Raw genomic sequence first — 26,758 nt, forward strand, 5'->3', positions numbered from 1 at the left:
ATGAGTTCCTTAGTAAGACCAATCAATTTAGGTAAAATCAATAATTCACAAAGTACTGTTAAAGACTATATTTTACTTATGAAACCGCGTGTAATGTCACTTGTGATTTTTACGGGTTTTGTAGGTATGTGGCTTGCTCCTTATTCCGTGCATCCGTTTATTGCTGGTATTGCAGTTGTTTGCATAGCGCTTGGGGCAGGTAGTGCAGGGGCAATTAATATGTGGTACGATAGAGACATCGATAGCTTAATGAAACGTACCCAAAAAAGACCGATAGTAAGAGGAGTTATAGAATCTGATGAAGCTTTATCTTTTGGTTTGATAACGGGATTTTTTGCAGTATTTTTTATGGCTTTATGTGTTAATCTACTTGCATCCTTTTTACTGCTATTCACTATTTTTTATTATATCTGTATTTATACTATTTGGTTAAAGCGTCGTTCTATACAAAATATCGTTATTGGCGGAGTATCGGGAGCATTACCTCCTGTGATAGGTTATGCAGCGGTAAGCAATACTATATCTCTAGAGTCGATTATATTATTTTTGATTATTTTTATTTGGACGCCGCCGCATTCATGGGCTCTTGCTTTATTCTGTAACGATGACTATAAAAACTGTAAAGTACCGATGATGCCTGCAGTAAAGGGGACTGTATATACTAAAAAACAAATTCTAATTTACAGTATTCTTTTATTTATTGTTTCGCTAATGCCTTTTTTTATTGGAATGAATAATTTTATATATTTAATAATTTCTGGTATCCTTGGGGTAGTATTTCTATATTATGCCGGTTCTTTATTCTATGACACCCCTGATAACAAACAAGCTAAACGATTTTTTGCCTATTCTATATTTTACTTGTTTTTTATATTTTTACTTTTGTACTCAACTAACACTATATCCACTATTAGCTGAGAGATAATAGTGTTGGGTTACTTTTATAGAAGCTAAAATTGAAACCCAACGTGAAGAAACATATCATAAGTGTATTTTCATGCCAGTGATTTTTTATTTATAACTGTAATTTTTAAATTTTATGCTTTTGTTTCGTAATTTTGATAAGTAGGAAGAGTTAGAATATATATCGTATTTTATTTCATGGGAGCAACCTGTCATGCAACACACTCCATCGTTGGATCAAACTACTCTTAATACTGGCTTTATAACGTACCGCCTTGCCTCCATATTCGCTTACTTTATTTTCCTGTATAATTTGGTTGCCAAATTAAAGCTTCACTCTCTAATCTATTTAAGGCAATATTTCTTTCATGCTGCTTATCGTTATGCGTTAAAAATATGCATTCCGCTTTTATAAACGGTTTATATTGGTTGTTTATGTATTGAGCTAAATCTTCAAATAACTTTGCATATTCGGTAAGCCAGCCTTCATAAGCAATAATAGGAGCAAAGTTTAGATGAACTTCGTAACCTGCTTCAATAAAAATATTCACCGCTTTTATTCTCTCGATAATTGGACTCGTTTTTGGCGCTAATATCTCACTCATTCTTGTCGGTATCAAACTAAATCTAATCCTTATTTTGTTTTCAGGATTAAAATTAAGTAATTTAGGATTGACATATTTAGTAGCAAAAGTGGCTTTAGCACGTGGATCTTCTTTAAAGAAATTAAATATCTTTAACCAATTAGTGTGTTTCCAATGCAAACTTACATCGGTAGAACAACCTATATCATATGTCCAATATTTAGAATCTGTTTGATTGGAAATTTTAGTCGGTAAGTTTGCTATATGTTTATCCAATACGTCAAGTATTTGATCTATATTTTCATTGATACATAATGTCTCATAGTTATGATGCATAACATAACAATAACTATTTCTGCAACCTCCGGCACAGCCATACATGAAGTTAGGAGTTATGTAATCAGCTGATCTTCCATTAGGACGTACGTGCAAAGTTTTCGTATTTTGTACTATTTTCTTAATCATACGATTTTAAATTAAAGTTTATTTAAACTACTTACTTAGCTTTACAAACTTCAGATTTATTTACTTACGTTGAAATTGTAGTTATAAATTATTAATTACAAATATATCATAAGTTATGGAAAAACCAAGCTATCTAAATTTTGATAATAAAAGTTATAAATGGAAAAATGATATTGAGTATCGTAAATGCCCGGAAAGCTATAGAGTAGGTAAAGGGGAGCAAGGAGTATGCATTTGTCAACCATATAAAAATGAAAATTTGCCTTATTGGAAGTTTAAAACTTCTGAAATTGCTAAAGAAAGTAGTGAAAAAATATCTCGATCTTCATAACAGATATCCAATATCAAGAAGAAAAACACAATCTACGAAAATTCGTTTAAACTGATCCTGAAGAAATTTTATTGAAACTTATAATAAGACTGAAAAATATAACAATAGAGAAGCTGAAATTTTTTCATAGTTTAAGTTCTATTTTAATGGAAAAACAACAAGATAATGCGATTAAATCATTAAAGAAAGCTATTGAACTAGATCCAAGTAAAGTATACTATCACGAAGAGTTTTTTAATAAATTACATAAAATAAATCCGGAGGAAGCACTCGCTTCTATCAAAAGAGCTATAGGGTTAAATCCAAATAAAAAATCATTATATGAAGACCTTATTATTTTGTTGAAAAAGGTAAATTATGATGGAGAAGTAGCAAAAATTACTAAAGTAATTCAAGATTTCCCTAAAAACATACCTAATTTGGTATTAGGTACTGAGGAAACAAAGGATTTGTATCCAATTAGGTTTGGCACAGGAGTAACTGTATCAAAACGTGGGTATTTATGAGTTTTGCACTGTCATCTAGTTGCTTGCTAACTAAGTCTAGAAAAAATAACTTCAACATTGTTACTACACTATATTATATGTTTTGCTGGATGATGACATAGAGAGGAATAATAAGTCACACAACACCCGTGACGGTCACATTAAAACAGTTTCTTCAATCCTTTTTGTAGAAGCTTATTCACAGGATCTGCTTGTTGGTTTTCCTGCGGAGGGCTGTTTTGTTCCTCTGTATTTGTATCCTTTTTCTTTCTGAGACCCAAAGCATCTTTAATAATATTTTCAGGTTTCTTCTCTCCGCTTTTTAAGTCTTTAATAACGCTATTAAATACGTTTTTAACTAAATATGTTTGAAAGGCTTGAACGTCTAATTTATGCTGCGGATTATTTATGAATCCGTATAATTTAACGGCTATAGGCGGTAAATCCGCAATAGTAACACTTGCACTAATATCCATCATATATTGTGGTAAGTTAATTTGACCGCTTGCATTTGTTGTGGCAGGTGAAGCATCTAAACTACATTCATTTAAATTAAGCTTGCCTTGCGTTATATTTCCTCTGGCAATTAAATTTTTGAACGATGTGGATCCGCCACTAAAGGAGCTGTTAATCAGTCGCAATACTCCTTCAGTATTTTTAGCATTATTTACCGCATCTGCTATTCGGTTTAAATCAAATCCGCTTATTTCCCCGTTATCGCTATTTACGTTAAATTGTCCATTTAGATTATTAACATATGTATAAACGCTATTACCGCGAGAAGTAAGATCGGCTTTAAAGCTTAGTCGCCCATCAGTTATTTTTATTTTATCCGATTGCGGAGTGAAGCTTTTGAGATAGGCATTTTTTAAATCGATTTTAATTGCAGCGTTTTGATCTTTGGCTGAACTCACATAACCGGTGCTACTTAGTTCGCCACCGTAAATGCTTGCATTAACTGAAGTAATATTCAGCGTGCCGCCGGTGATATTTAATTTTGCTTTTAAATTATTTATGATTAATGAGTCGTTAGTTAATTTATCAATATTTGCGGATAATTGCCCTTCAATTTCATTTAAAAACCCTAAATTAATAGGATTATTTGACCAAGGAGAATTATTTTTAGCTGTAGGTATGTTTTGAGTAGCAGGACTATTAGTTTTATTTGGAGCAGGAGTAGGACTATTACTTGTAAGAATTTTATCCAAATTCACTAACGGACTATATAAGTTAAGATTAAAATTGGGCTTCTGAGTTTCTAAATTAATATCTCCTTTAATAGATATATTAGTATTAAAAGCGGATATTTTATTATTAATATGGAAAGTATCTTTAATTTTTTGCACTCCTCCGTTTAAATGCAATACTCCAATCTGACTTAAATTACTTACTCCCATAAGAGACATAAACGACTCAAAATTATTAATTTTTAGATTGTGCGAAATAGTTATATCTTGTGCTAAATTTTTAAGCTCAATATCTCCCGTTAGATTAGTATTTGCAGCCGATAAATTAATATTTTGTAATTTTATTGCTTGAGCATTACTAATGACATTAGAAGTAAGTATAAGTTTTTGGTTAATAATAGACGGTAATTTATCGGTCTTTAGTTTTAGAGCATCAAGTATAGGTTTTAAACTATCAGCTTGTAGCATAATATTTGTCTTATCTAAATTAGAGCTAATCTCGGTTATAATGTTACCGGGATTGATAATAATATTTGATTTCAGATTATTACGCTCTATATCATAATTTGCATTTGCTAGTAATTCTATATTTGGATAATTAAGTCTAGCATCTTTAATAGCTATATTTTTACTATCGGCAGTAATTGCCGTAGTTAGCTCGTAGTCATTTTGTAAATCAGCAGGCATACCTAAAGTTTTAGTATTACCTTTAATATTTGTGTTACCTATGAACGCATTATTTTCGCTATCAAATTTTCCTTCGATTGTAATTTTTTCACCGGCAAGATTAATATTGGCACTTAACGGAATTATTTTACCGATTTCTTCAATATTGCCGTCTATATTAATTTGCTGTTCCAAAGCCTTTAAAGCTAAAGTCAAATCTATAGGACCTTTAAGGCTTTTAATTTTAGTCTCTAAGTTAATATCGTTAAATATTTTCTCACTGTTTTTTTCTATATATATTACTTTGCCGTCTATAATTTTAAAATGACTAATCAAAATAGGAAGTGCTAATTCAGTTTTAGTATCGGTAGATTCTACAGAGCTAAGTTCATTTGTTTTGGATGCATTATTAGGTGTAGAAAATTGCCAATTTTTTTGTCCATTACTTAAAACTTCTAGATTTATAATCGGTTTTTGCAGTTCTATAGAAGCTACTTCAATTGCGCCTCTAAAAAGAGGAAAAAGTCGCAATGACGCTTTAGCACCTTCAACGGAAACTAGATGAGGTTCTTTTGTACCGTTTATTGATGATAATTTAATGTCTGATAGTGATATTGCGGGATTCGGTAGTAAAGATAATTTTATGTCGCCGTTAATAGTTAAATCTCTATTTGTAGCCTCTTTAACTTTATCTATTACTATTTCTTTATAATTATTTAAAGGAATAAAGAAAGGAATAACAATTAATAATAATATTATACTTATAAATATAATAAGTGAGTATTTTAAAGTTTTAGGCATAGAGCTTAACCTTCTATTTATATACATATATTAATTATAGTATTTAAGGATTAATTGTCAATTTTATATAATTTACTCAATTAAGGATTAAAATAATTATATTCTATGTCATTCCCACGAGGCGTTGTTGTGTGGATCGGTTTTTCCATCATTGCGAGTAGATGTTGTTGCGTGGACCGGTAAAACCCACTGTGTCACCCCGTGGCTTGACCACGGGGGCCATAAAAACAATAAATACTAATAAATTTAGTATTTTTAAATGGATCCCGTGGCACGCCACGGGATGAAACAGAGGTGAATAAGAATCGTAGGGTACTATAAAGAAATTGAAAACTACGGTAAATTATTCAAGCTTCTCTTTGATAATTTAAAATCACATAATCTTTAGTTATAATAGGAAAAAATTCTTTATTGAAAGGTAATAATTCGGTTGTTTGATCTGAAAATTCTATTTCAATTATGTCACCGGCACCAAAGTTAAGAATATTTTTAATTTTGCCTATTTCTTTATGATCTTGGTTTAATACCGGTAAATGAGTTAAATCCGCTATATAAAATTCATCTTCTTCTAGTTCCGGTAAACTTGCTCTTAAGCAAAATATTTTATAACCTTTTAAATGTTCAGCTTCATTTCGAGTAGCTATATCATTAAATGTACAAATTAATTCTCCTTTGGCATTTTGGCTAATTAGCTTAATATATATATTGGCTCCTGACTCATTTACTAAATTTCTTTCAAGTATTTTTGTAGCAGGGTCGGTAAAAGATTTTAACATTACATGACCTTTAATTCCATGACATGATTTTATTACACCGACTAAAATTAAATTTTCTAAAGAATTCATTAATTTGCCTTTAAATTTTGATAATTATATATAATAATATATTTAAACACTTTTTTACAGACATGATAAAAAAAATAGCTGCCGGCGTCATAATTTGTTTTTCATTATTGTTATTTATAATGTGTGGTGCATTATCGTTTGTTAACTATAATTCGGTTACTAATAATTTTACCAGTCATTTAGGAATTGCGAAAGAAAATATCGGAAAAATAAAGATGCATAAATTTCCTTTGTCCTATTTAGTTATTGAGACGATAAGAGAAGAAGGAAAGTTAGATTTAGAGCAGATTAAAATTCATTTTTCGTTGTGGTCGCTTATAAAATTTAATCCTAAAATTAATAAAATAGATATATTAGATGCTAAATTTTATTCACATTCTAATGTATTAAATATTTATAATCATGAAGAGTTAATAAAGAATTTCTTTAAATATAAATTACAAAATATAAATCTAAATGTTACTAATCTAAGTATTATTAATAAACAAGATTATTCTATTTTAAATTTTAATAATTGTATATTAAAAAAAGAAAATGCTTTATCGTCTAATTACATATTTAAAACTACAAGTAACTATATAGGTAAAATTTCAGGTTCAATTAATAAACGTGACGATATAGTAGATTTTAGTCTTAATATTGATAATAATGATTATGGTTTTAAGTTATCGCAAATTTACAAAGATTCTAAGCTTACTAGCGGCAGTGGTGAATATCAGATTAAAAATTTAGCATCGGTAATGTATAATATATTACCGGATTTAAACCATCTTTTTAATAAATTTAATCAACATGAGGCAGTAAACGTTAAATTTAATATTTCAAATAATGAAGATGCAATAGAACTAAAAGACATAGTAATAGCATCATCTTTTATTATTGGTCATGGATTTGTTAACATTGCTAAAAATGATAATATTACTACTAATGTAAAACTAGATTTTCCTAAAATAGATTTAAGTTCGTTAATTTCTCCAAATGCAGAGGGAACATTTAATACTTCTTCTTCAAATATTAGATTTATTTTTGCCAATAAATTACTTAAAGCAGACGTGGCAATTAACGAAATAATTTTAAGTAATAATGAAGAACTAAAAAAAATAGTCTTTTCTTCTAACTTATCAAAGGGTACTTTAAAGATAAATGAATTTTCAGGTAATATTAAATCAGGTGGAGAATTTAAGCTGACAGGTAATGTAACACAGAATGCCGTTAGAAGTATGTTCGATGGACAGCTATATTTAAAGCACAACGATATAAATTCGTTACTGCATATTTTAGGATTTAACGACGTTACTATTAAAGAAGCTATTCCTTTTAGCTTGTCATCGGATTTAAAACTCACTTTAATAGATTTATTTTTTAAAAATTTATTACTCAAAACAGATCATTTAAATTTATCAGGAAATTTTTCTAGTAAATTTATTGCTCAAACACCTCGTTTAGACGCTACGCTTAATATATCTTCGCTTGACTTAAGCAGTAGAACGTATCCAATAATTTCGCCGCTTATCGAATTTACAAAAAATTTAACTAAAGATATGAAAGCTCTAGATTATCCAAGTAAATTCATCCCTATTAGAACAATAGGATATTTAGCTAATTTAGATATTCTGATAGATAGCGTTAAGTATAACGATCATGTATTTGACAAAATGAATTTGCTTGCTAAAATCGTACCAGCTAATATAAAAATTAGTAATTTAGATTTTAAAACTGCTAACAGCTATTTATCAACTAGCTGGAACTTAGATGCATCGAGTGTATTGCCGTCTTTGACCGTAGAAATTAAGGACGGTAATCTTACTACTGATTTATTATCACCGGCAGGAATGCTGAATTTAAGAAATAAATTAATAAATGATTATAGTTTAGATAAAGCTACCTTACAAGTTTCCGGTACATTGTCGACATTATTACAAAATGATTTAATATTGAAAAATGTTAAATTTTATGTAGCAAATAATAATAATTTATTACAATTTAATAATATTGAAGCAGAATTATTAGGTGGTAAGCTTCAAGGTAACGGCAATATTTTATTAGAACCTTATGCTATAAATTTCGTATATGCTTTAAATACAATAGATTTAAACAAAGTTTCAGCTCTTATGCCTAAAATATTTACTGCAAGTGGCGGAAAAATAAGTATAAGCGGTAGTTTAGGAACTAACGGTAACACTCTTCAAAGCCAGCTATATAACCTTACTACAAAATCACAATTTGCTATAAACAATATAGATGTTAATAATTTTGCAATTGATGCTTTTATAGAAAAAATTGATACAGCTGATTATAAGGTACAAAATTTAGATAAAGATATAAATAGTGCTATAACCACAGGCCAAGAAAATATTAGAGGTATAAGCGGTGATATTGAACTACAAAAAGGTATTGCCCTTTTAAAGAAAGTAAAATTTGCAACACAATATAGTAGCGGTGCGGCCTCTTTTGCAGTTAATATATATAATTTTGATATGGATGCATCTAGTATTTTATCATTTTACGTGCCGGCAAGGCTTGTTAAGTTAAATACCTCAAATACAAGTTCTGATAAAGATAGCTTGGCACATCTTAATATAAAAATGCAAGGGAGTATTTTTGCTCCTAAGAAAACTTTTGATAGTAGTGAGCTAAAAAAATTACTTATACCCCAAACAACTGAAGACACAATTACTACAGATAACCATTAAAAATAAAAATAAATGACTAATACTAAAACTTTAGAAGCAAATATTAGCTTTGAAGAAGCTTTAAAAGAGCTTGAGGAAATTGTTAAAAAAATAGATAACGGACAAGAGAGTCTAGAGACGGCAGTTAATAGCTTTGAAAGAGGTATTTTACTTAAGAATCATTGTGAGAAAAAACTAAAAGAAGCTCGGTTAAAAATTGAAAAAATTACTAAACTTGCTGATTCTACAGTGGTCTTAGAAGAGATGGAAGTGTAGTGTTGACATAAAGCATACATTGTACTAATACCATAAGATGACAAAGAAATGTAATTATAGCTTTTCTGCTGAAAAAATTATAAGTTAATAAGTGAGCGCAAGGTAAGTTTTGAAGAAATAATATCAGTTATAGAAAGTAATTGTTTATTGGATATAATAGAACATCCAAATCCTAATAAATATTCAGAGCAAAAAATGTATATAGTTAAATTTAATGAATACGCCTATTTAGTGCCTTTTATTAGTGAAGTTGATAGAACAATTTTTTTAAAGACTATTATTCCACGTCACAAAGCTACTCAGGAATATCTAAAAATAGGAAAAGTAATGAGAAATAAAGAGAATATATCAAATATAATACTAGATGCTGAAGAAAGCGCATTGCTCGAGTCTTTTGAAAATGATGAATGGCAAAGAATTAAAAATTTTGAACAAGAGAAACATATATCACAAGTGGCAGAAGCGAATTATTTAAAAAAAGATACTCGAATAAATATTCGTATTTCTAGTAGTGATTTAATGAGAATAAAACAAAAAGCTGCTTATGAGGGATTACCTTATCAAACTCTTATTTCTAGTATATTACATAAATATTCAGCAGGACATGGTTAATAATACCTATGTAATCATATAATTGACTTTATCTATACCGTTCCTAATATTGTTTTGATGAGTTTTTGTGTTGGATGTTTATATTTAACAAAATACATTATTCCTAATAATTTTCAAAAAGAAGAGCTTGGAAGTCTTGGTGGGTTTTGATCAGGTGTAGTCGTTAGTATGTATGCGGTATCAACCGGTTTTGTATTAATTTATTTACTTGGTAATTTTAATAAAGCACAAGAAGGGGTGGCAGCAGAATCTATAGTGTTGATGAGGCTTGCAGATAGTGTAGGTTGGCTTCCAGGCCTACAATTTATCTAGATATTAAAAATTATACCAAAGGTGTAATGCGGCGTGAATGGCAATTAATGAAAGACGGCAAGCAAATCGGTCATGAAGTTCTTAGTTTCCTCCAAGATATTAATAAGAGACTAAAAGCTTATAAAGCACGCGAGCAAATGCAGCTATTGACTAAGCAGGTAAATCATTGAAGAGATAAAAGAGCTTTATACAGTAAGGTATAAAAGGATTAAAATGTCCTATTTTTCCTTAAATATTCAATATTGGATAGTTGTATGTATAATGACTGCTATTAATTTAATTTTTGTCTGTATGCTTGGCACCAAGCTTTATTTACATAAGATTTCGGTTGGTTTAGTTTGTATCACTTCATCATCAATGCTTTTGTTATTATTTATATTAGACAAACCTTTTCGAGGTCCTTTTGCCGTAAATCAATATGACCTTATTAAGGCTGTACATTATATTGAGAGATTAAATTAGTGATATCTGTAACAACATAACGCCATAATTTATCCGTGCCTTTAGTAATACCTATACGAGCAGTAGTAGAGTAGGGTAGCTTTAAGCCGATATCGCCGACAAAAAATTCGTTGTTATTTATGAGATCGCATTTATTATGAGAAATATTAATTCCTAAATATTTGCATAATTTACCCGGACCGTTGAGGTATAGATTTTCAGGCGAAATAACATGTACGCCTCTTATTAAGGTCGCAGCAGGGAAACCTTTAGCTTCGGTTACGAAATTTAAACAATAATACATTCCGTAAATTAAATAGACATAGCTAAAGCCTGCAGGACCAAACATTATATCCGTTCTTTTTGTCCGCCCTCTTGCTGCATGGCAAGCAGGATCATTCTGCCCTATATAGCTTTCAGTTTCAGTAATGATAGCTGTTTTACCTTGGAAATAAAGAGTTTTACCGATTAACTCAGTGCTTACTACATTAGTATCTCTTGCAAAAAATTCACGAGGTAAAGGGATTAGTTTATTCATGTTTTTGAAAAAAAATATTTAAATTCTTATTCCATTTTGTAGGAGTGAAGTTAGTAATTGCATATTCAGATATATTATTTATATAAAAAGGATCTTCTCTTAATATATCTTTAAGCTGACTTAGTTTTTCTATATTAGCTAAAATAATACCGCCAATTCTTGGATGTATAGGACCTAATAAAATGTCCTTTATCATAACATGTATCTAAACATTTTCTATGTTGCGTAATAAATTTTCAATAGAAGAAAGATCTAAGCCTAAGGTATATTTAAGGTTTACAATAAACATAATTTATATTTTTTTATTAAGTGGTTTAGAATTTTTTATAGAGATTGGAACTGTATCATATCCGCCGTCGCAAAACGGTTGACATTTGATAATTCTTTTAAAGGTAAACCACAAGCCTTTTATGCTGCCGTGCATTGATATAGCTTCTTTGGCATATTCAGAACAAGTGGGGTGAAACCGGCAATTATTGCCAAGTAGTGGAGAAATGAAATATTGATAAAATCTAAGTAATAATAATAAGATTCTAGTCATTTTGAAGCTTGTCTATTATTTCCCCCATTTTTTCTTGAGTTAGATCTTCATAATAATCGTCATTAATCTGTACGACCGGAGCGTTAACGCATGCTCCCAAACATTCTATCTCGCTTAAAGTAAATTTTTGATCTTCAGTAGTTTCTTTGAGTTTTACACCTAATTTCTTTTCGCAAATTTTCATTATATCATCACTACCACTCAGCCAGCAAGGAGTGGTAGTACATACTTGGATATGATATTTACCAACTCGCTTTAAGTTAAACATAGTATAAAATGTTGCAACCTCATAAGCCCGTATATAAGGCATTGCTAACATATTTGCTACATATTCGATAGCAGGAACAGGTAGCCAGCCGCCGTTTTGACGTTGTGCTAGATCAAGCAGCGGAAGTATTGCACTTCTTTTTCCATGCGGTGGATATTTTTTTATAATCTCTTCTGCTAGATTTAAATTTTTCTTATCAAATGTAAAATTTGTAATTTTTGTATTCATATATTTTTAGTATGGTATAGTTTTATGTCATTTCTGCGCAAGCAGGAATCCGTAGAACTATTTAATTAAATCTGTCCATTCAGGATTAGTTTTTTCTATCAGTTCTATTTTCCAACTATGTTGCCATTTTTTCAAGTTTTTTTCTTGTAAGTGCTGAATATCAGTAAATTCTTCTGTATAAACAAGCTTTATAATATTATATTTTGAGGTAAAACCTTTATTATTTTTTGTTTATGTTCATAAGCACGACTTATTATATTATTAGTAATACCAATATATAAAGTACCATGCTTATTAGAGCATAAGATATATACCCAATATATTTTTTGTTTTTTAGTTTTATTTTATGGATTCCTGTTTTCGCAGGAATGACAGAGCAACGCAAGTACAAGCCCACGGCATGACAAATATATTACCTATCTATCTCACCAAATACTATATCAAGCGTTGCAATAATAGTAATAACATCTGCCATTAAATGACCTTGAGACATAAAATCTAGTCCTTGCAAATGAGCAAAGCCGGGTGCTTTAATACGACATCTATAAGGTCTATTACCTCCTCGCGAGTATAAATATACACCAAATTCGCCTTTAGGGGCTTCTACGGCTTTATAGGTCTCACCGGCTGGGACGTCATATCCTTCTGTATAGAGCTTAAAATGATGAATCATTGCTTCCATAGATTCTTTCATTTTGGCTCTTGTCGGTGGTGTTAATTTAGGATCATCGGTTTTAATTGCACCTTTCGGCATTTTTTCTATACATTGCTTGATTATCTTGATTGATTCGTACATTTCAAGCATACGAACGAAATATCTGTCGTAACAATCACCGTTTTTGCCGATTGGTACTTTAAAGTCCATTTCATCGTAAACGTCATAAGGGTTTGACTTGCGTAAATCCCAAGCTATACCCGAACCTCTAAGCATTGGTCCTGAAAACCCCCAGTCCATTGCCTCTTTTTGAGACACAACGCCGATATCTACTAAACGTTGTTTCCATAATCTATTTTCATTTAGTAGACTTTCAATATCGTGAAGTTTAGGAGGAAACTGTTCTATAAACTTATCTATATCCTCAAGTAAACCTTCGGGTAAATCTGCTACAACCCCGCCCGGTCTAAAGTAGTTTGAATGCATACGAGAGCCGGAAACATGCTCGTAAAATTCCATGATCTTTTCTCGCTCTTCAAAGAGCCATAATAAAGGAGTAGTAGCACCGATATCTAAAGCTTGGCTGCCAATATTCAAAGTATGGTTCAAAATTCTTGTTAGCTCTGAGAATAGTACCCTGATAAACTGAGCTCTTCGTGGGACTTCGCATTCTAATAACGACTCAACAGCTAAAGCAAATGCATGTTCCTGACACATCGGTGAAACATAATCAAGACGATCAAAATATGGTATAGCCTGCAAATATGTTTTATGCTCAATAAGCTTTTCCGTACCACGATGAAGTAACCCAATATGAGGGTCGGCATTATTTACTACTTCCCCGTCCATCTCAAGTATTAACCTTAAAACTCCGTGAGTTGCCGGATGCTGTGGACCAAGGTTTAGAGTTATAGTTTTGGTGTTGTTAGTCATAGTATTTTTCCTACTGTCACCTAGTTCGCTTGACCACGGGGTCCAGTCTTTTGTATTTTTTCTGGATCCCGCGATCAAGTCACAGGATTACATTCATTTTATTTCTGGATTCCTGCTTTCGCAGGAATGACATTGGTTGCCTTCTCATCACCTGGCAATACATAACTCGGGCTATGCCAGTGCGAGCTAAAATCAAACTCACGATATTCTATGTCTAAATCGACCGGTTCATAAGCTACTTTCTTTAGCTTCTCATCATATTTAACTTGTGTATAGCCTGTTAACGGGAAATCTTTACGTAATGGATGCCCCTCAAATTCGTAATCGGTTAGTATGCGTCTTTTATCGTCATTACCCTCGAAATTTACCCCGTACATATCGTAAACTTCACGCTCATACCAACAAGCGGCACTAAATATACTCATTGCTGAAGGTATAGTTTCTTGTTCAGATATATATACTTTTATTATAAGACGCTTATTTAATTTTAAGCTTAATAAATTATATACTACTTCAAACCTTTTATAGTCAATTGATTTGGACTCGCCTACATTGTCGCTCGTCGTTCTCCTATTAGTTATAGGCTTCGCGCCTTGCTCCTTGTGGCCAAGCCCAACTGAATTGACTACGTTATTCTGAGGAAAATCAGCCCCAAATAAATCAGTAAGTAAAGTGAAGCGTAATTCTTCCGATTCTTTTAAAGCTTTTAAAAACGGCAATAAAAAATTCGGCTCGATTTTATAAGCTAGGTAATCTTTAACCGTGATCGGAGTTATTAAAATGTTAGATTTAGCTGCAAGTCTTTCAATGAGTTTGTCTAGCGTCATACTTAAAACCTGTAGTGCGTTTAATTTTTTTCTGTAACTGCATCAGCCCGTAAATTAATGCTTCGGCGGTAGGAGGGCAGCCAGGGACATATACGTCCACCGGTACGATTCTATCACAGCCACGCACTACCGAATAGGAAAAGTGGTAATAGCCGCCGCCATTGGCACAACTACCCATTGAAAGCACCCATTTAGGTTCAGCCATCTGATCATATACTTTACGTAGAGCTGGTGCCATTTTGTTAGTAAGCGTTCCTGCAACTATCATAAGGTCGGACTGTCTTGGACTTGGTCTAAATAACATACCGAAGCGATCCATATCATATCTACTTGCTGCTGCCTGCATCATCTCAACAGCACAACAAGCAAGCCCAAAAGTCATAGGCCATAAGGAATTAGCTCTCGCCCAGCCTATAACGTCATCAACTTTAGTGAGTAAGAATCCTCTATTAGAAAGCTCATTACTTAATAATTCGTCTTCTTGATAAAAATTATTTTTCATATTACTACCAGTCTAAAGCTCCTTTCTTCCATTCATATATGAACCCGATAATAAGTACGAATAAGAAAAACATCATTGAGAAAAAGCCTATTTGACCTATCGTATTAAGACTAATAGCCCAAGGCACTAAAAATGCAATTTCAAGATCAAAGATAATAAATAAAATAGCAACTAAGTAAAAACATATGTCAAATTTTGATCTTGCATCGCTAAAAGGTTCAAAACCGCACTCATAAGGTTCTAGCTTATCTTTATTATATTTTTTTGTCGATAATAGGTTAGGTAGAATCATTATTAAACCGGAAACCAATAACGCAATACCGAAAAATATGGCAATCGGTAGATATTCTTGTAAAAGTTCTAAGTTTTGTAGCATATGTTTTTTATTATATTGTTCCGTCATTGCGAGAAGAATTGCACAGTAATGCGACGAAGCAATCTCAGGAAAAATTCCTGAGATTGCCACGCAGCCTACGGCTGTTTGCAATGACGTAGATTTAATGACACTTAACTCTATATTTACCTTAAATAGCATCAATTATCAATGACAATATCAGGTTTAACTAGTAGCTTCATTAAAACTAGTACCCAAATACCGCTTGATATCCACCATATTTGCCAAATATTATATGAAATCATGCCGATAATATAGTAATTTATAAAACATGCATAGGAAATTGCCTTGAAATTTTTATTTTCGAGATTACTAATTTGTTTGAGATATTTATAAACTAAGCATAAAAATAATATTAAACCTATTATACCGAGTTCAAGAGTAATTTGTAATATATTATTATGAGGATGAAGCGGCAAAGGATGCCATTTTTCTCCATTGTAATCGATCATTTCACTATCACCAGCTTCGATATATTTAGAAGAAGCTAAGCCATAGCCTAAAATCGGCTTTTCAATGATTTTGTTTGCGACGAAATGCCAAATAAATAAACGATGAGCCGCGGAAGGTTGTGTAGCTAAATATTTTTCAGATAAATCTTGTGGTTCTATTTGTTTAGCTATCACAGGAAATAGTAACGAGCCGGTAATTAAACTTATTGCGATTAATTTGAAAAATATCGGCTTCATAAATCTTGTTAAAATAAATATTACTCCTCCTATACCGAAGCCTAAAAAACTTGCCAAACTATCGGAAATACTTAGTAAATAAAGTACTAATATATATAGCATTAAGGTATGTCGTTTTTTACCGTTAGAAAGTAAAATTATAATCGCTACCCAAGCGGTAATTGAAAGTAAAGCACAACCACGATCTAGCATATATAAGCCAAAACTAGTTTTGAATATTCTTGTTAAAAATCCATTAGAAGAATATTCGATGAAGAATAATAATATTGCTGTGAGAATTCCGAATATTAAGGCTTTTTTAAGCTGTAAGCGATTTTGAAAAGGAGCAGAATTACTAACTGCAAAGCCAAGAAATAAGAGTATAAAAACTTGAGTAAAAGTAGCTAAGCTATTAATAAGATGAATTGCGAATAAACAAGATATAAAGCACCAAGCGGTGAATAACATTGTCATACCGTGAGCTTGTAGTGGGATCCAGTCTTTTTTTATTTTTTGGATACCGTGGTCAAGCCACGGTATTACATTGTTACTGGATTGCCACGCTCCTTTCAGGCGCTCGCAATGACGATTAATACCTCGCAGGAATGATATAAGCAAAAAAATTGTAACAGTAGCTGCAGCGGATAAGCCCGCCAGCATCCCAAGGCTTGGAATTAAAAATATTAAACTTGAAATTAAATATTGCATCTAAAAACAATCTTTAGCAAAAATTTCGTAGATTGGGTGTTCAAACGTTGAAAGTGAAATGCTTGAAGAAATCATCCATCCTTGAAAGAGTAAATTAGGATCTTCGTCTATTTTATATTCCGTTATGGTCATCAACAAATAATTATCTTCATTATATGGATCAAGGTTTTTTATACATTTGTGCAATTTGATTTTTATATTACCGAAATATTTTTCTTCCCCGACTTTAAAATCTATCTCTTCAGAAGTAGCAGTAATGTTATTTAGAGCAATAATTTTGCCATTTGTATAATTTTTAAACTCAGAACTATCATTAATATTATCGTTTGGATTTAAAATAGGATGATTTTCATCAAGAGGGATAAATACGTCATTTTCAATATCTTCGGTTGTAGTAACCGACTCTAAATTTTCTGCGAATATAGGAAAATTAATGCATATAGTAATGATAAAAATAATTTTTAGTAATTTCATAGATAAATATATTATTTTTCAAAATTATATACTATAGGGGATTAATGGCAATGATAATTTATGATAAGAAGGTCATTACAAGCGATTTCAAGGAGCGTGGCAATCTCAGGAATTTTGCCTGAGATTGCTTAGTCAAAACTTACAATTTTTCCTCGCAATGACTATGTAGGTACAATATGCTCCACTCTAAAGAACTCTTAAATTCTATTTTACGACAGGATTTTTATAGTTGTATAATTAATTTAATACTATTAATCCTGGAGCGGAGTATTATCCAAGTAAGCATATAAGAATAATTACCGATTATTTAAATGCCGTGCAAAGCGGTGATATTAATCGTTTAATAAAAAATATACCGCCAAGGAGCTGACTACAATCTATTTGTGTTGGCGTTGCTTGGCCTGCTTCTTTATTGGGGGTGTTAATCCTACCAAAAGGATTATGGTTGCCAGCTATTCTCAAATACTTAGCATTAAACACTCACTAGATTGTCAGTTCATTTTAAATTCTGATTGGTATAAAGAACTTCAAGTACTATCCTTAGTAAACCCCATAATCAAAAAAGTAAGTTTTTAACAACAGCTAATGGCTTTAGATTTGCAACATCGGTTGGAGGATCGGCAACAGGTGAGGGCGGTGATATCTTAATTATCGATGATCCTCATAACCCCACGCAAATTCATTCTTATAAAATACGTAAGAAAGTTTATAGATTGGTTTGAGCAAACTTTTGTTAGCAGACTAAATAATCGTAATAAGGGAGCGATAGTTTTAGTTATGCAGCGTCTGCATACGGATGATTTATCCGGTTATCTACTTAATAATAGCAATTCATGGCATCATTTAACAATTCCGGCGATTAGCATGCAAGATTACTCCTTTAAATTAATGAATAAAGAATATCAATATCTTAGTGGTAAAGTTATTAGACAGCTATTAAAGAACCTCCTGTTTAATGAAATTAGAGCAGGAAATAGGTAGCTATAATGATAATGCTCAATATTTTACAAGAACCGATAGCACAAAGGTAATCGTTACTGAATATGGAAAATATTAGATTTTATGAAAATCTACCTTCAAGATTTGATTATTTTGTGCACAGCTGGGATACGGCAATTAAGAGTTCCGAAGATTCCGATTATAGTGTTTGTAATATATGGGGGGATGCAGAAATATTATCTAGTATCATTAGTACGGCAAAAAATTAATTATCCTGAGCTTAAGAATTTGACGGAAAAATTAGCTAGAGAATATCAGCCAAAATTTATATTAATCGAAGATAAAGCAAGTGGTCAACAATTGATTCAAGATATAGGATTTTTAGGTGGTAATATTAGAGTGATAGGGATTAAGCCAAGCTGTGATAAAGTTACAAGATTCGCCTCGGTAGTTCCTTTATTGCAATCAGCTAGTGTTCTAATACCTAAACAATCAAGCATAATTTTAAAGGAATTACTGAATTTTCCCCATATTAAAAATGACGATATAGTAGATTCAGTTAGCCAGTTCTTGAATTGTATTAAGGATAAATCGTTTAAATATCCTGCAAGGATTCGGAGTTTAATATAAAAATAGTTGCTTTTTTGTATGGATGTTGTTAGTATTTATGTCATTCCCGCGAAAGCGGGAATCCAGTAAAAATACAATTATCCGTTTATGGATTCCCGCTTTCGCGGGAATGACATAGGATTGTGGTATGACACTGATTAGGCTGGGTAGCAAAGTGGTAATGCCGTGGACTGCAAATCCTCTATTCGTCGGTTCGATTCCGACCCTGGCCTCCATTATAGAAATTAAAACATCTTATGGAATTTATTGCGCAATTCCTAGAAATGCTTTTAGCCGAGAGAGCATTGTCAAAAAATTCTATACTGAGCTATAAGCGTGACTTATTCGATTTTCAAAATTATCTTGCTAAACACAAATTATCCGAATTAAATATTACTACTGAGAATATTAGAGACTGGATTGAGTATCTAGCAAGTAATGATTTGCAAGCACGCTCAATCAACAGAAAAATCTCAACTATAAAAAGTTATTATGAATTTTTAATTAGCGAAAACCATACCGCGTTTAATCCGGTTCTTAACGTAGATTTGCCTAAATATCAAAATAAACTTCCCGAAATATTATCTATAGCTCAAATTAAATCGTTACTTGAACATTGCTCTCAAGATAATTCTCCTGAAGGTATCAGGCTTAATGCTATGATTCATTTGCTTTATGCTAGCGGTCTTAGAGTCTCGGAGCTTGTGAGTCTTAAGCTTGCTGATATTCTGACTAATAAAACGTCTAAAGGAGAAGTAAGAAAAATATTTTCGGTACTTGGTAAAGGTAATAAGGAAAGAGTCATAGTAATAAATGAACAGGCAGTTATCAGTATTGCTAAATATCTTGCAATTAGAGATGTTTTTGTGAATAAAGCTAAACCAAGAAATCTAATTTATTTATTTCCTTCATCAGCTTTAGCGGGTTATATGACTAGGCAAAATTTTGCTATTCTGTTAAAATCTGCTGCCCTTTATGCAGGACTTAACCCTGAGTATATTTCTCCGCATATATTACGTCACAGTTTTGCAAGTCATTTGCTTGAGGGCGGAGCAGACTTAAGAGTAATTCAAGAGCTGCTTGGTCACGCTGATATATCTACTACCCAAATATATACTCATCTTCAAACTAATCATCTCAAAAAAGCATTGTTGCATCATCCTCTCAATAAAAATTAATTTATCTTAATCTTCTATAAAGTACTTGTTAATATTTCTTAACTAAATATAATAATCCTTATTAAATGTAAGGAAAAATTATATGAAGCTAAAAGACATTATGAACTCTTGTATTAGTAAACCTAGAGAAATTGAAACAGAATATACTGGATTAGCTCAAAAGCAAGAATCAGGATGCAATGTTTATGGTGGGTTAGGATGTAAAAATCAAGAAGTAAAATTTAGCAACTATTATGAGTTACTTAAAAAAATTCAACAAGGTGAAATAACTTTAGAAGTTCTAGAAAATTTAAGGAAATTAAAAATAGATGATAAAAAATCTTTTCTAGCAGATGCAGCAGAGGTGATATCTAACAATATGTTACATGAGCTTAATGCAACAATAATGAAACATGCTTTAGATTTAGTTGATTCTAAAGATACAGCTTTTTTACTTCGTAGAACAAAAGAGGATAGTATATTTCGAGATCTAATATATTTAGAGGCAAAAGAAAACAGGTTTACTGTAGAAATTGATAAAAAAGGAACTTTGAAAATTAACTTTCCTAGTGTGATACTTAAGCTTTACAAGCTATTAATTGATCATTTCTATTTGAAAAAATTTGAGGAGGAGGCATTGCAGCAAAAATTATATAAAGAATTGTTCACTGATTTCAACATTCCTTTTGAAGAACTAATTGAAAAAAAGGAATTGCAGCAAAAATTATATCAAGAATTATTACCTGATTTCAACATTCCTTTTGAAGAACTAAATTTTTTTGAACATTTTATTGAATGCTTAAAAGGCTTGTATATTAAAAATAGTTTAGCACGAAGCATAATGAGTTTATTTGTAAGTAGAGATATTAAAGAACATGCTGTATGTGAAGAATTACTTGAATTAGATACATTTAAAAAATTATTTGAGGCAAAAATGTCATTATATGGAACTTCTGCTGATTCTAAATTATTAGTGGTTGATTATGTATTAAATGATGTACAAGGTGTTTATATTAGCAATTTAGCATCTTCAAATATTTTAGATTTAGTAATGCATAGTCAATCGCATAATGAAACAATAGAATCAATAGAAATTTTGGGTAATAGCTCAGAACCAGTATGACTTGCTAGATACTGTTTTAAAGTTTTGATTATAAATATAGTAAAAACATCTAGAAATTAATTTAATCTATCATTAATATTTAATTATAAGTGAGATTAATACTAAAATGGCTGCAAAAAATAAAAAAGAAACAGTGAATACTGAAACAAAAAATTTAGCAAATTTAGTTATCCAAGAAATAGGTAACAAAAATTTTGATTTTGTTGTTTTGCAAAAGATGCAGCAGGCTTTTAGTACTGCAAGTAAGCAAAAACAAAGAGAAGCTTTTATAAGTTTGTTAGATAAAAAACTTAATAAAGAGCAATTACATAAACTCAATCAAGCAATAATGGAAAATGCAAATGAATTAATGCCGGATAACGATCCTAATTTCGTTTGTCGTACTCCTAATAATAAAGTTTTTCAAGAAATATTATTATTGGAAGCCAAACGCTCAGGTATGAAAGCAAAATTTAATGATAAAGGAGAATTACAATCTCTTGATGTAAAAGATATAACACAGGAAATATTAGATCACTATAGTATTTTACAAGAAAAATTTTATCCCAAAAGAGATTCTAAAGATTTGATAGATAGTAGAATAGCTCAAAGTATTAATTTTTTATTATATGCTCCACTTTTCCGAGAATCAGATATATATACAAAATTAGGTTTAAAATCCGCTGAGATAGAGCGAGAAATACAAGATCCTAACGGTAAGTATGCTAAACAATTAGTAGATGCTAAAATAGGAACTAATATAAATTTTAATACCAAAGCAAATTTAGAAAATAAAGCACATGAAGGAAAAGAAACTAAGATATCTTCAATAATTGAAAAAGCAATAACAAAACTCAAGAAAGACAAAAAAGTAAATATTGAAGATAAGAGACAAGGAGAAATAAAAAGGCATTTATCTAAATCTTTAGAAGGCGCTTCTGATTATATATTAACATTCAAAAAAAATGATTTAGTAGATGTAATATATCAAGGATTAGATAAAGGACAAACTTGGTGGTCAAAGATTGTTAATTATATAGGTATAAAATCATATTCTATTTCTAAAGAAAATCTTGAGAAAATAGGCACAATAATAAATAGTGAAATGAAAAATTCTTATACTCCTTTAAAGATAGAAGTACAAGAACAGTTAAAACAAATCTCAAAAGAGTTAAATAGATTCAATAATCTGGCATTGCCGTTAGAGGCTAAAAAGGTTCAGGCAAAATCTAAAAAACCGCCTGTTCCTCCAAAACCTGAACACCTCAAAAAAAGAAATCATGGATTGTGATGATTTTGTTGTGTGACTTGAAAAATACAATTGTCATCCCGTGATTTATTCACGGGATCTAGCTTAAAATACTAATAATATTAGTATTTTTATTGTTTTTATGGACCCTGTGGTCAAGCTACGGGGTGATACAGTGGATTTTATTGGTCTACACAAGCAGGCCTTTTGCGGGAATGACATTAATCCCTACAATAATTTATAATTTATTACTTCCCATAATATTATAACCGCAATCTACATAATGGATTTCACCGGTAACACCTTTAGATAATTCACTAAATAAATATACTGCTGCTCCTCCTACATCTTCTTGGGTAGTATTACGTTTTAACGGTGCAGTTGCAGCGTGAGATTTAAGCATAGTACTAAAATCACCTATTGCACTAGATGCTAAAGTTTTGATAGGTCCTGCCGAAATAGCATTTACCCTAATATTATTTTCTCCCATATCGTTTGCTAAATATTTTATACTAGCCTCAAGTGCAGCTTTGGCGACTCCCATAACGTTATAATTAGGTATAACTTTTTCAGCGCCGTAGTAAGTTAATGTCACAATGCTTCCGCCGTTATGCATTAAGGCTTCTGCGGACCTTGAGAGTTCTAAAAGAGAGTAACATGATATATGTAAAGAATTATGAAAATTTTCTAAGCTAGTATCAACATAACGTCCTTTTAATTCATTTTTATCGGCAAAAGCCATACCGTGAAGTAAGAAATCGAAGCTACCCCATTTCTCTTGTATATCATCAAATAAATTACTAATTGATTTTGGCTTCGTAACATCAAGTTCGCTAACAAAATTACAACCTATTTCCTCAGCGAGTGGTTTAACTCGTTTTTCTAGTACTCCCGATTGATAAGTAAACCATAGCTCTGCTCCGTGTTTTTTAGCAAGCTGTGCAATCGCCCACGATATTGACATATTATTTGCAATACCTGTAATTAAGCCTTTTTTTCCTTGTAGTAATCCTGTAGTCATTTATTTACTCATTATATTAAAACTTGCTGAAATGATAGCATGATGTATTATTTTGTAAACAAATAATCGATAAAAATGTATAAACCTAAAATCATATGTTTACTGCTAGGGATATTAAGCGGTTTAGTTTTTGCTCCGACTTTCTTTATACCGGCATTATTAACGTTATCTTACTTATGTTATATAGTTCAAAAATCCGAAAATTGGCAAGAAGCCACAAAATTTGGTTATTTATTTGGTTTTGGGCATTTTTTAAGTGGAATATATTGGATAAGTATCGGTGTTAGCGTTTATATTGCAGATTTTTGGTGGGCAATTCCTTTTGCGTTATTTGGACTACCTATAGTTTTAGCTTGCTTTATATCGGCAAGCTGCACGCTTAGTTTTTTTGCTAAAAATAATAAATATTACCAATTTATATTCTGTTTATGTTGGGTATTATTTGAGTGGGTACGTTCATGGATTTTTACCGGTCTTCCTTGGAATTTGATTGGTTATGCTTTTTCGTTTTCAGATATTTTAATACAGCCTTTAAGTATAATAGGGATATATGGGCTTAGTTTTATAGTTATATATATTTCTACATCAGCTTATCCTTTATTTAGCAAGCAATTTACTCAGTTAAAAATATTACTAGCTAGTTCAGTCCTAGTATTAACCATCATTGTCATTTATGGAGCAGTAAGGCTAAGTAATAACCATACAAATTTCACTGATATAAAAGTACGATTAGTGCAACCTTCAATACCTCAAACCGCAAAATGGAATGAAGAAGAATTTTGGCATAATTTAATGCTACATATTAATTTATCAGAAAATTTGGAACCTACCGATTTAATTATTTGGTCTGAGGCAGCATTAGTAGTACCTGATGATATACCACAAGTTAAATCAAAATTATTAAAAATGCTAAATTCTACAAATGCTATTTTGATAACAGGAGGAATTTCGGATAATAAAAAACAAGGTGATGAGTTTGAACTTTACTCAGCTATGTATGCTCTTGATAAAAATAATCATAAATTATTTGAATACCATAAATCACATTTAGTACCTTTCGGTGAGTATATGCCCCTTAAAAAGATACTACCGTTTAAAAAATTAACTCATGGTTTAATTGATTATAAAGAAGGAAACGGAGGGCTTGTGTATCTTGAAAAATATAATCTTAAAATTAAACCTTTAATTTGTTATGAATCTATTTTTCCTGATTTTGTACGGACGAATAATGAAATAGCCGATGTAATAATTAATATTACAAATGATGCATGGTATGGTAAATCCAGCGGTCCATATCAGCATTTTCATATTAGTAGAAGTAGAGCCGTAGAGAACGGTTTACCTATGATTAGAGTAGCGAATAACGGTATTTCAGCTATAGTAGATCCTTTTGGCAGAACAATAAAAAAACTAAATCTAAATGAAATAAATGATACTCAAGGTTTAATTCCTAAAAAACTAATCTCTCCCACTATATTCTCGCAATTCGGTAATTTTACTATTTTATTACTCATCGTTTTTATACTTTTAATTAATTATTTATTAGCCTTGATTCTTGATAACAAAGGGTTTTAGTATTATTATATTAAATTTTTAATAAAGTTGCTTGATTAAATATAAAGTAATATATACTGCATTTAAAGTTGAATAGCCTTTATCAATAATTAATTTTTAATTAAAGCTTATTGTTAAAATGAATGATTCAATAAAACATCCAGACAAACTCGCAAGTGAACGTTTAAAAGAACTACGTCTTGCTGTAGGTATTATCCAAAAAGAATTAGGGCAAGCTTTTTCGATATTAGTGCTCTCCAAGTTAAAAAATATTAAGAAGGTTTAAGTAATATACCTATAAGTAGGTTATATGTTTTTGCAAAAGTTTTCAATACGCCTTTAAAATATTTCTTTAATAGTTCTGAAGAAGAAAAGTTAAAAGCTGACAATGAAAATACTCCTAATAATAAAATTGAATATCTATTCAAAGAAATAGAAAGTGATTTCTTAAATAATATTGCTTAAGCAGAAGGGCAATATGAACATGACGTCTCTTTTGATTATAAAGAATTATCAAGGACTATGGAAAGAGCACTTTTATCGTTAACTAGAGCATTTACTACAAATATTAGAAAAATAATCATTGAACGTGTCAGATCAGTATCGATACCTTGGGAATAATATTTAAATTTTCATTGACTTAGCATTACCAAAGTATTAATTTTTATTAAGGTTTAGTAAATTCTGAACCGTCAACAATTATTAAATATATTGGAGGAAGGTTATGAGTAAAAGTAAGGCTATTGAAAATAACGGTATTAGTAATACCAATAGTCCAAATTGTAAATATATGGCCCCAAGACCGGAAGGAGTAAAACCTACCTGTGTAGTAATTACTTATTCTGTAAGCAAGGATATTAAGACTGTTCGTGAAGTATTGGATGAGCGAGGTGCAAGTGTTCATTACATAATTGATAAGGATGGGACTCAAAAAGAATATCATAATGATTTAACAGATCAAGCTTTTTATGCAGGCAAGAGTAGTTGGAAAGGAGAAGTAGGTGTTAATAAGTTTGGTATTGGAGTCATGCTTATTAATGATGCAAAAAGTGATTTTCCTGAAGAGCAAATAGGGCAATTAAAAGAATTTCTTAAGGATGTAACAGAAAGATATCCAAATTTAGATTTAAAACATGATTTAGTCGGTCTTGGTGAAGTAACTGTAAACCGAGAGGGCAATGCTCATATAGCTCCTGGATCAAAATTTCCTTGGAAAGAATTAGCTGAAGCTGGTTTTGGTAGATATTTTGAGACTACGCAAGAGCAAAAGAGTAAATTATTATTAAGTCTTGATAGTACTGGAGAAAAAGTTAATACTTTACAGGAAAATTTAAAAGAATATGGCTATGGAGTAGAATCCACAAGTACATTTGATCAATTTACTCAGCAAGCAGTGAGAGTATTTAATGATCGTTATGGTACAGGTTTACCAAACGAAGAGCCACCTGTAAGTTGGACTGAAGCAGGTCAAGATGTTCTATCGCAATTACTAGGGCAAACGGTATTAGAACAAACAGAAAATGCATAGTTTAAGAAATGAGTTCCTTTTTCATTTTGCAAGCCTTGCTGCATGGGTACTGAATCGTCATTAAGAGGGTTAATGGCTTGTTTAGGTCATTCCTGCGTGGATCGATTCCACCCCTGTCATCCTGAGACTTGATCGCGGGATCCAATTTAAAATACTAAAAATTTAGTATTTTAAAGTTACTTTTATGGATGCCGTGGTCAAGCCACGGTATGACATCGAGTAGGTTGTTTGTAGCCGTGCAACAACTTTATGCAATAATAACGTTTCGTAAAAGCGGTCATGA

30 protein-coding genes, 1 tRNA gene and 2 pseudogenes are annotated in these 26,758 nt (G+C 31.2%); 17 read left to right on the top strand and 16 right to left on the bottom strand.

The annotated features are described in order from the left end of the window. Entirely contained in the window at nucleotides 1-918 is a 918-nt protein-coding gene (gene cyoE / locus BTU51_RS02695; protein WP_012150671.1) for a heme o synthase, read from the top strand. A 281-nt stretch (nucleotides 919-1,199) separates the two neighbouring features. Here cyoE and BTU51_RS02700 read toward each other — a convergent pair whose 3' ends face one another. After that, nucleotides 1,200-1,952: a spore photoproduct lyase family protein gene (locus BTU51_RS02700; RefSeq protein WP_012262329.1), complete on the bottom strand. Its 753-nt coding sequence runs from the start codon at nucleotides 1,950-1,952 to the stop codon at nucleotides 1,200-1,202. Nucleotides 1,953-2,067: 115 nt separating this feature from the next. On the opposite strand from BTU51_RS02700, the gene BTU51_RS02705 reads away from it, so the two are divergent. Together BTU51_RS02705 and BTU51_RS02715 are read left to right on the top strand one after the other, a co-directional pair. After that, the gene (locus tag BTU51_RS02705; protein WP_012150673.1) at nucleotides 2,068-2,283 is read left to right on the top strand and encodes a DUF4385 family protein; all 216 of its coding nucleotides are present in this window, start codon (nucleotides 2,068-2,070) and stop codon (nucleotides 2,281-2,283) included. Nucleotides 2,284-2,429: 146 nt separating this feature from the next. Beyond that, entirely contained in the window at nucleotides 2,430-2,789 is a 360-nt protein-coding gene (locus BTU51_RS02715) for a tetratricopeptide repeat protein (protein ID WP_041472431.1), read from the top strand. A gap of 140 nt (nucleotides 2,790-2,929) precedes the next feature. Here BTU51_RS02715 and BTU51_RS02720 read toward each other — a convergent pair whose 3' ends face one another. Continuing rightward, nucleotides 2,930-5,422: an AsmA family protein gene (locus BTU51_RS02720; RefSeq protein ID WP_014362465.1), complete on the bottom strand. Its 2,493-nt coding sequence runs from the start codon at nucleotides 5,420-5,422 to the stop codon at nucleotides 2,930-2,932. Nucleotides 5,423-5,769: 347 nt separating this feature from the next. After that, nucleotides 5,770-6,267 (bottom strand): ribosome maturation factor RimM, encoded by a 498-nt coding sequence (gene rimM, locus BTU51_RS02725; RefSeq protein ID WP_012262331.1) that lies wholly within the window; start codon nucleotides 6,265-6,267, stop codon nucleotides 5,770-5,772. 62 nt (nucleotides 6,268-6,329) lie between these two features. Here rimM and BTU51_RS02730 point away from each other — a divergent pair, with 62 nt between their 5' ends. The 4 genes and pseudogenes from BTU51_RS02730 to BTU51_RS09905 all read left to right on the top strand — a co-directional run bounded on the left by BTU51_RS02730 (nucleotide 6,330) and on the right by BTU51_RS09905 (nucleotide 10,601). Next, nucleotides 6,330-8,960 carry an AsmA-like C-terminal region-containing protein gene (locus tag BTU51_RS02730; RefSeq protein ID WP_012150677.1) on the top strand — a complete coding sequence of 877 codons (2,631 nt, stop codon included), beginning with the start codon at nucleotides 6,330-6,332 and terminating at the stop codon, nucleotides 8,958-8,960. Nucleotides 8,961-8,972: 12 nt separating this feature from the next. Beyond that, nucleotides 8,973-9,215 (top strand): exodeoxyribonuclease VII small subunit, encoded by a 243-nt coding sequence (locus tag BTU51_RS02735; protein ID WP_004996011.1) that lies wholly within the window; start codon nucleotides 8,973-8,975, stop codon nucleotides 9,213-9,215. Nucleotides 9,216-9,362: 147 nt separating this feature from the next. After that, nucleotides 9,363-9,827, top strand: coding sequence for a hypothetical protein (locus tag BTU51_RS09130; protein ID WP_012150678.1), 465 nt, complete (start codon nucleotides 9,363-9,365; stop codon nucleotides 9,825-9,827). Nucleotides 9,828-9,884: 57 nt separating this feature from the next. Further along, nucleotides 9,885-10,601: pseudogene (locus BTU51_RS09905) on the top strand (bestrophin-like domain). Here BTU51_RS09905 and BTU51_RS02755 read toward each other — a convergent pair. The 12 genes and pseudogenes from BTU51_RS02755 to BTU51_RS09150 all read right to left on the bottom strand — a co-directional run bounded on the left by BTU51_RS02755 (nucleotide 10,567) and on the right by BTU51_RS09150 (nucleotide 17,778). Then, on the bottom strand, nucleotides 10,567-11,118 hold the full coding sequence (locus BTU51_RS02755) for a DNA-3-methyladenine glycosylase (RefSeq protein ID WP_012150679.1): 552 nt from the start codon (nucleotides 11,116-11,118) through the stop codon (nucleotides 10,567-10,569). The pseudogene BTU51_RS09905 and the gene BTU51_RS02755 overlap by 35 nt on opposite strands. Next, nucleotides 11,111-11,314, bottom strand: coding sequence for a YciI family protein (locus tag BTU51_RS02760; RefSeq protein ID WP_012150680.1), 204 nt, complete (start codon nucleotides 11,312-11,314; stop codon nucleotides 11,111-11,113). Before BTU51_RS02760 ends, BTU51_RS02755 begins: the two co-directional genes overlap by 8 nt. A gap of 96 nt (nucleotides 11,315-11,410) precedes the next feature. Further along, entirely contained in the window at nucleotides 11,411-11,659 is a 249-nt protein-coding gene (gene yidD, locus BTU51_RS02765; RefSeq protein ID WP_012262333.1) for a membrane protein insertion efficiency factor YidD, read from the bottom strand. Continuing rightward, entirely contained in the window at nucleotides 11,652-12,155 is a 504-nt protein-coding gene (gene nuoE, locus BTU51_RS02770) for an NADH-quinone oxidoreductase subunit NuoE (protein ID WP_012150683.1), read from the bottom strand. Before nuoE ends, yidD begins: the two co-directional genes overlap by 8 nt. A gap of 57 nt (nucleotides 12,156-12,212) precedes the next feature. Beyond that, a pseudogene (locus tag BTU51_RS02775) lies at nucleotides 12,213-12,478 on the bottom strand (GIY-YIG nuclease family protein). 89 nt (nucleotides 12,479-12,567) lie between these two features. Next, the gene (nuoD, locus tag BTU51_RS02780) at nucleotides 12,568-13,743 is read right to left on the bottom strand and encodes an NADH dehydrogenase (quinone) subunit D (RefSeq protein ID WP_014362466.1); all 1,176 of its coding nucleotides are present in this window, start codon (nucleotides 13,741-13,743) and stop codon (nucleotides 12,568-12,570) included. Nucleotides 13,744-13,841: 98 nt separating this feature from the next. After that, nucleotides 13,842-14,570 carry an NADH-quinone oxidoreductase subunit C gene (locus tag BTU51_RS02785; RefSeq protein ID WP_012150685.1) on the bottom strand — a complete coding sequence of 243 codons (729 nt, stop codon included), beginning with the start codon at nucleotides 14,568-14,570 and terminating at the stop codon, nucleotides 13,842-13,844. Beyond that, nucleotides 14,548-15,072, bottom strand: coding sequence for a NuoB/complex I 20 kDa subunit family protein (locus BTU51_RS02790; RefSeq protein WP_004995988.1), 525 nt, complete (start codon nucleotides 15,070-15,072; stop codon nucleotides 14,548-14,550). Before BTU51_RS02790 ends, BTU51_RS02785 begins: the two co-directional genes overlap by 23 nt. A 4-nt stretch (nucleotides 15,073-15,076) precedes the next feature. Beyond that, nucleotides 15,077-15,448 carry an NADH-quinone oxidoreductase subunit A gene (locus tag BTU51_RS02795; protein ID WP_014362330.1) on the bottom strand — a complete coding sequence of 124 codons (372 nt, stop codon included), beginning with the start codon at nucleotides 15,446-15,448 and terminating at the stop codon, nucleotides 15,077-15,079. Between the two features lie 158 nt (nucleotides 15,449-15,606). Continuing rightward, complete coding sequence (locus BTU51_RS02800; RefSeq protein WP_012150687.1) at nucleotides 15,607-16,842, bottom strand: O-antigen ligase family protein; 1,236 nt, start codon at nucleotides 16,840-16,842, stop codon at nucleotides 15,607-15,609. Continuing rightward, the gene (locus tag BTU51_RS02805; RefSeq protein WP_004995979.1) at nucleotides 16,843-17,316 is read right to left on the bottom strand and encodes a DUF2155 domain-containing protein; all 474 of its coding nucleotides are present in this window, start codon (nucleotides 17,314-17,316) and stop codon (nucleotides 16,843-16,845) included. It lies immediately after the preceding gene. Between the two features lie 303 nt (nucleotides 17,317-17,619). After that, nucleotides 17,620-17,778, bottom strand: coding sequence for a hypothetical protein (locus BTU51_RS09150; RefSeq protein ID WP_230453751.1), 159 nt, complete (start codon nucleotides 17,776-17,778; stop codon nucleotides 17,620-17,622). 192 nt (nucleotides 17,779-17,970) lie between these two features. On the opposite strand from BTU51_RS09150, the gene BTU51_RS09155 reads away from it, so the two are divergent. The 7 genes from BTU51_RS09155 to BTU51_RS02830 all read left to right on the top strand — a co-directional run bounded on the left by BTU51_RS09155 (nucleotide 17,971) and on the right by BTU51_RS02830 (nucleotide 22,414). Further along, nucleotides 17,971-18,297 carry a hypothetical protein gene (locus tag BTU51_RS09155; protein WP_041472432.1) on the top strand — a complete coding sequence of 109 codons (327 nt, stop codon included), beginning with the start codon at nucleotides 17,971-17,973 and terminating at the stop codon, nucleotides 18,295-18,297. A gap of 62 nt (nucleotides 18,298-18,359) precedes the next feature. Further along, nucleotides 18,360-18,524, top strand: coding sequence for a hypothetical protein (locus tag BTU51_RS09160; protein WP_230453521.1), 165 nt, complete (start codon nucleotides 18,360-18,362; stop codon nucleotides 18,522-18,524). After that, entirely contained in the window at nucleotides 18,481-18,885 is a 405-nt protein-coding gene (terL, locus tag BTU51_RS09165) for a phage terminase large subunit (RefSeq protein WP_230453522.1), read from the top strand. The genes BTU51_RS09160 and terL overlap by 44 nt, the downstream gene beginning before the upstream one ends. Nucleotides 18,886-19,025: 140 nt before the next feature. Further along, nucleotides 19,026-19,100: transfer RNA gene (locus tag BTU51_RS02815), tRNA-Cys, on the top strand. Between the two features lie 21 nt (nucleotides 19,101-19,121). Next, a complete protein-coding gene (gene xerD / locus BTU51_RS02820; RefSeq protein WP_012150688.1) occupies nucleotides 19,122-20,042 on the top strand; it encodes a site-specific tyrosine recombinase XerD in 921 nt (306 codons plus the stop codon). Nucleotides 20,043-20,124: 82 nt separating this feature from the next. After that, the gene (locus tag BTU51_RS02825) at nucleotides 20,125-21,144 is read left to right on the top strand and encodes a DUF5410 family protein (RefSeq protein ID WP_012262337.1); all 1,020 of its coding nucleotides are present in this window, start codon (nucleotides 20,125-20,127) and stop codon (nucleotides 21,142-21,144) included. Nucleotides 21,145-21,250: 106 nt separating this feature from the next. Then, nucleotides 21,251-22,414, top strand: a complete 1,164-nt coding sequence (locus tag BTU51_RS02830; protein WP_012150690.1) for a DUF5410 domain-containing protein — start codon at nucleotides 21,251-21,253, stop codon at nucleotides 22,412-22,414. Nucleotides 22,415-22,610: 196 nt separating this feature from the next. Here BTU51_RS02830 and fabI read toward each other — a convergent pair whose 3' ends face one another. Then, entirely contained in the window at nucleotides 22,611-23,393 is a 783-nt protein-coding gene (fabI, locus tag BTU51_RS02835) for an enoyl-ACP reductase FabI (protein WP_012150691.1), read from the bottom strand. 75 nt (nucleotides 23,394-23,468) lie between these two features. Between fabI and lnt the strand changes: the two genes are divergently transcribed. The 3 genes from lnt to BTU51_RS02850 all read left to right on the top strand — a co-directional run bounded on the left by lnt (nucleotide 23,469) and on the right by BTU51_RS02850 (nucleotide 26,475). Further along, the gene (lnt, locus tag BTU51_RS02840) at nucleotides 23,469-24,968 is read left to right on the top strand and encodes an apolipoprotein N-acyltransferase (protein WP_012150692.1); all 1,500 of its coding nucleotides are present in this window, start codon (nucleotides 23,469-23,471) and stop codon (nucleotides 24,966-24,968) included. Nucleotides 24,969-25,086: 118 nt separating this feature from the next. Beyond that, entirely contained in the window at nucleotides 25,087-25,233 is a 147-nt protein-coding gene (locus tag BTU51_RS08530; protein WP_012150693.1) for a hypothetical protein, read from the top strand. Between the two features lie 438 nt (nucleotides 25,234-25,671). Continuing rightward, nucleotides 25,672-26,475: an N-acetylmuramoyl-L-alanine amidase gene (locus BTU51_RS02850; protein ID WP_012150694.1), complete on the top strand. Its 804-nt coding sequence runs from the start codon at nucleotides 25,672-25,674 to the stop codon at nucleotides 26,473-26,475. Nucleotides 26,476-26,758 lie beyond the last annotated feature (283 nt).

It is taken from the genome of Rickettsia rickettsii (assembly GCF_001951015.1).
In the GTDB taxonomy this organism is placed as follows: domain Bacteria; phylum Pseudomonadota; class Alphaproteobacteria; order Rickettsiales; family Rickettsiaceae; genus Rickettsia; species Rickettsia rickettsii.

What these genes read in the sequence shown, in the direction of transcription:
- BTU51_RS02795 (WP_014362330.1), bottom strand. Translation starts at nt 15,448, where the DNA reads ATGCTACAAAACTTAGAACTTTTACAAGAATATCTACCGATTGCCATA.
- BTU51_RS02790 (WP_004995988.1), bottom strand. Translation starts at nt 15,072, where the DNA reads ATGAAAAATAATTTTTATCAAGAAGACGAATTATTAAGTAATGAGCTT.
- lnt (WP_012150692.1), top strand. Translation starts at nt 23,469, where the DNA reads ATGTATAAACCTAAAATCATATGTTTACTGCTAGGGATATTAAGCGGT.
- BTU51_RS02785 (WP_012150685.1), bottom strand. Translation starts at nt 14,570, where the DNA reads ATGACGCTAGACAAACTCATTGAAAGACTTGCAGCTAAATCTAACATT.
- rimM (WP_012262331.1), bottom strand. Translation starts at nt 6,267, where the DNA reads ATGAATTCTTTAGAAAATTTAATTTTAGTCGGTGTAATAAAATCATGT.
- yidD (WP_012262333.1), bottom strand. Translation starts at nt 11,659, where the DNA reads ATGACTAGAATCTTATTATTATTACTTAGATTTTATCAATATTTCATT.
- BTU51_RS09155 (WP_041472432.1), top strand. Translation starts at nt 17,971, where the DNA reads ATGATCCTCATAACCCCACGCAAATTCATTCTTATAAAATACGTAAGA.
- BTU51_RS02755 (WP_012150679.1), bottom strand. Translation starts at nt 11,118, where the DNA reads ATGAATAAACTAATCCCTTTACCTCGTGAATTTTTTGCAAGAGATACT.
- terL (WP_230453522.1), top strand. Translation starts at nt 18,481, where the DNA reads ATGCAGAAATATTATCTAGTATCATTAGTACGGCAAAAAATTAATTAT.
- nuoD (WP_014362466.1), bottom strand. Translation starts at nt 13,743, where the DNA reads ATGACTAACAACACCAAAACTATAACTCTAAACCTTGGTCCACAGCAT.
- cyoE (WP_012150671.1), top strand. Translation starts at nt 1, where the DNA reads ATGAGTTCCTTAGTAAGACCAATCAATTTAGGTAAAATCAATAATTCA.
- BTU51_RS02700 (WP_012262329.1), bottom strand. Translation starts at nt 1,952, where the DNA reads ATGATTAAGAAAATAGTACAAAATACGAAAACTTTGCACGTACGTCCT.
- BTU51_RS02705 (WP_012150673.1), top strand. Translation starts at nt 2,068, where the DNA reads ATGGAAAAACCAAGCTATCTAAATTTTGATAATAAAAGTTATAAATGG.
- fabI (WP_012150691.1), bottom strand. Translation starts at nt 23,393, where the DNA reads ATGACTACAGGATTACTACAAGGAAAAAAAGGCTTAATTACAGGTATT.
- BTU51_RS02830 (WP_012150690.1), top strand. Translation starts at nt 21,251, where the DNA reads ATGGCTGCAAAAAATAAAAAAGAAACAGTGAATACTGAAACAAAAAAT.
- BTU51_RS02850 (WP_012150694.1), top strand. Translation starts at nt 25,672, where the DNA reads ATGAGTAAAAGTAAGGCTATTGAAAATAACGGTATTAGTAATACCAAT.
- BTU51_RS02715 (WP_041472431.1), top strand. Translation starts at nt 2,430, where the DNA reads ATGGAAAAACAACAAGATAATGCGATTAAATCATTAAAGAAAGCTATT.
- nuoE (WP_012150683.1), bottom strand. Translation starts at nt 12,155, where the DNA reads ATGAATACAAAAATTACAAATTTTACATTTGATAAGAAAAATTTAAAT.
- BTU51_RS02760 (WP_012150680.1), bottom strand. Translation starts at nt 11,314, where the DNA reads ATGATAAAGGACATTTTATTAGGTCCTATACATCCAAGAATTGGCGGT.
- BTU51_RS02805 (WP_004995979.1), bottom strand. Translation starts at nt 17,316, where the DNA reads ATGAAATTACTAAAAATTATTTTTATCATTACTATATGCATTAATTTT.
- BTU51_RS02825 (WP_012262337.1), top strand. Translation starts at nt 20,125, where the DNA reads ATGAAGCTAAAAGACATTATGAACTCTTGTATTAGTAAACCTAGAGAA.
- BTU51_RS02735 (WP_004996011.1), top strand. Translation starts at nt 8,973, where the DNA reads ATGACTAATACTAAAACTTTAGAAGCAAATATTAGCTTTGAAGAAGCT.
- xerD (WP_012150688.1), top strand. Translation starts at nt 19,122, where the DNA reads ATGGAATTTATTGCGCAATTCCTAGAAATGCTTTTAGCCGAGAGAGCA.
- BTU51_RS02730 (WP_012150677.1), top strand. Translation starts at nt 6,330, where the DNA reads ATGATAAAAAAAATAGCTGCCGGCGTCATAATTTGTTTTTCATTATTG.
- BTU51_RS09160 (WP_230453521.1), top strand. Translation starts at nt 18,360, where the DNA reads ATGGAAAATATTAGATTTTATGAAAATCTACCTTCAAGATTTGATTAT.
- BTU51_RS08530 (WP_012150693.1), top strand. Translation starts at nt 25,087, where the DNA reads ATGAATGATTCAATAAAACATCCAGACAAACTCGCAAGTGAACGTTTA.
- BTU51_RS02800 (WP_012150687.1), bottom strand. Translation starts at nt 16,842, where the DNA reads ATGCAATATTTAATTTCAAGTTTAATATTTTTAATTCCAAGCCTTGGG.
- BTU51_RS02720 (WP_014362465.1), bottom strand. Translation starts at nt 5,422, where the DNA reads ATGCCTAAAACTTTAAAATACTCACTTATTATATTTATAAGTATAATA.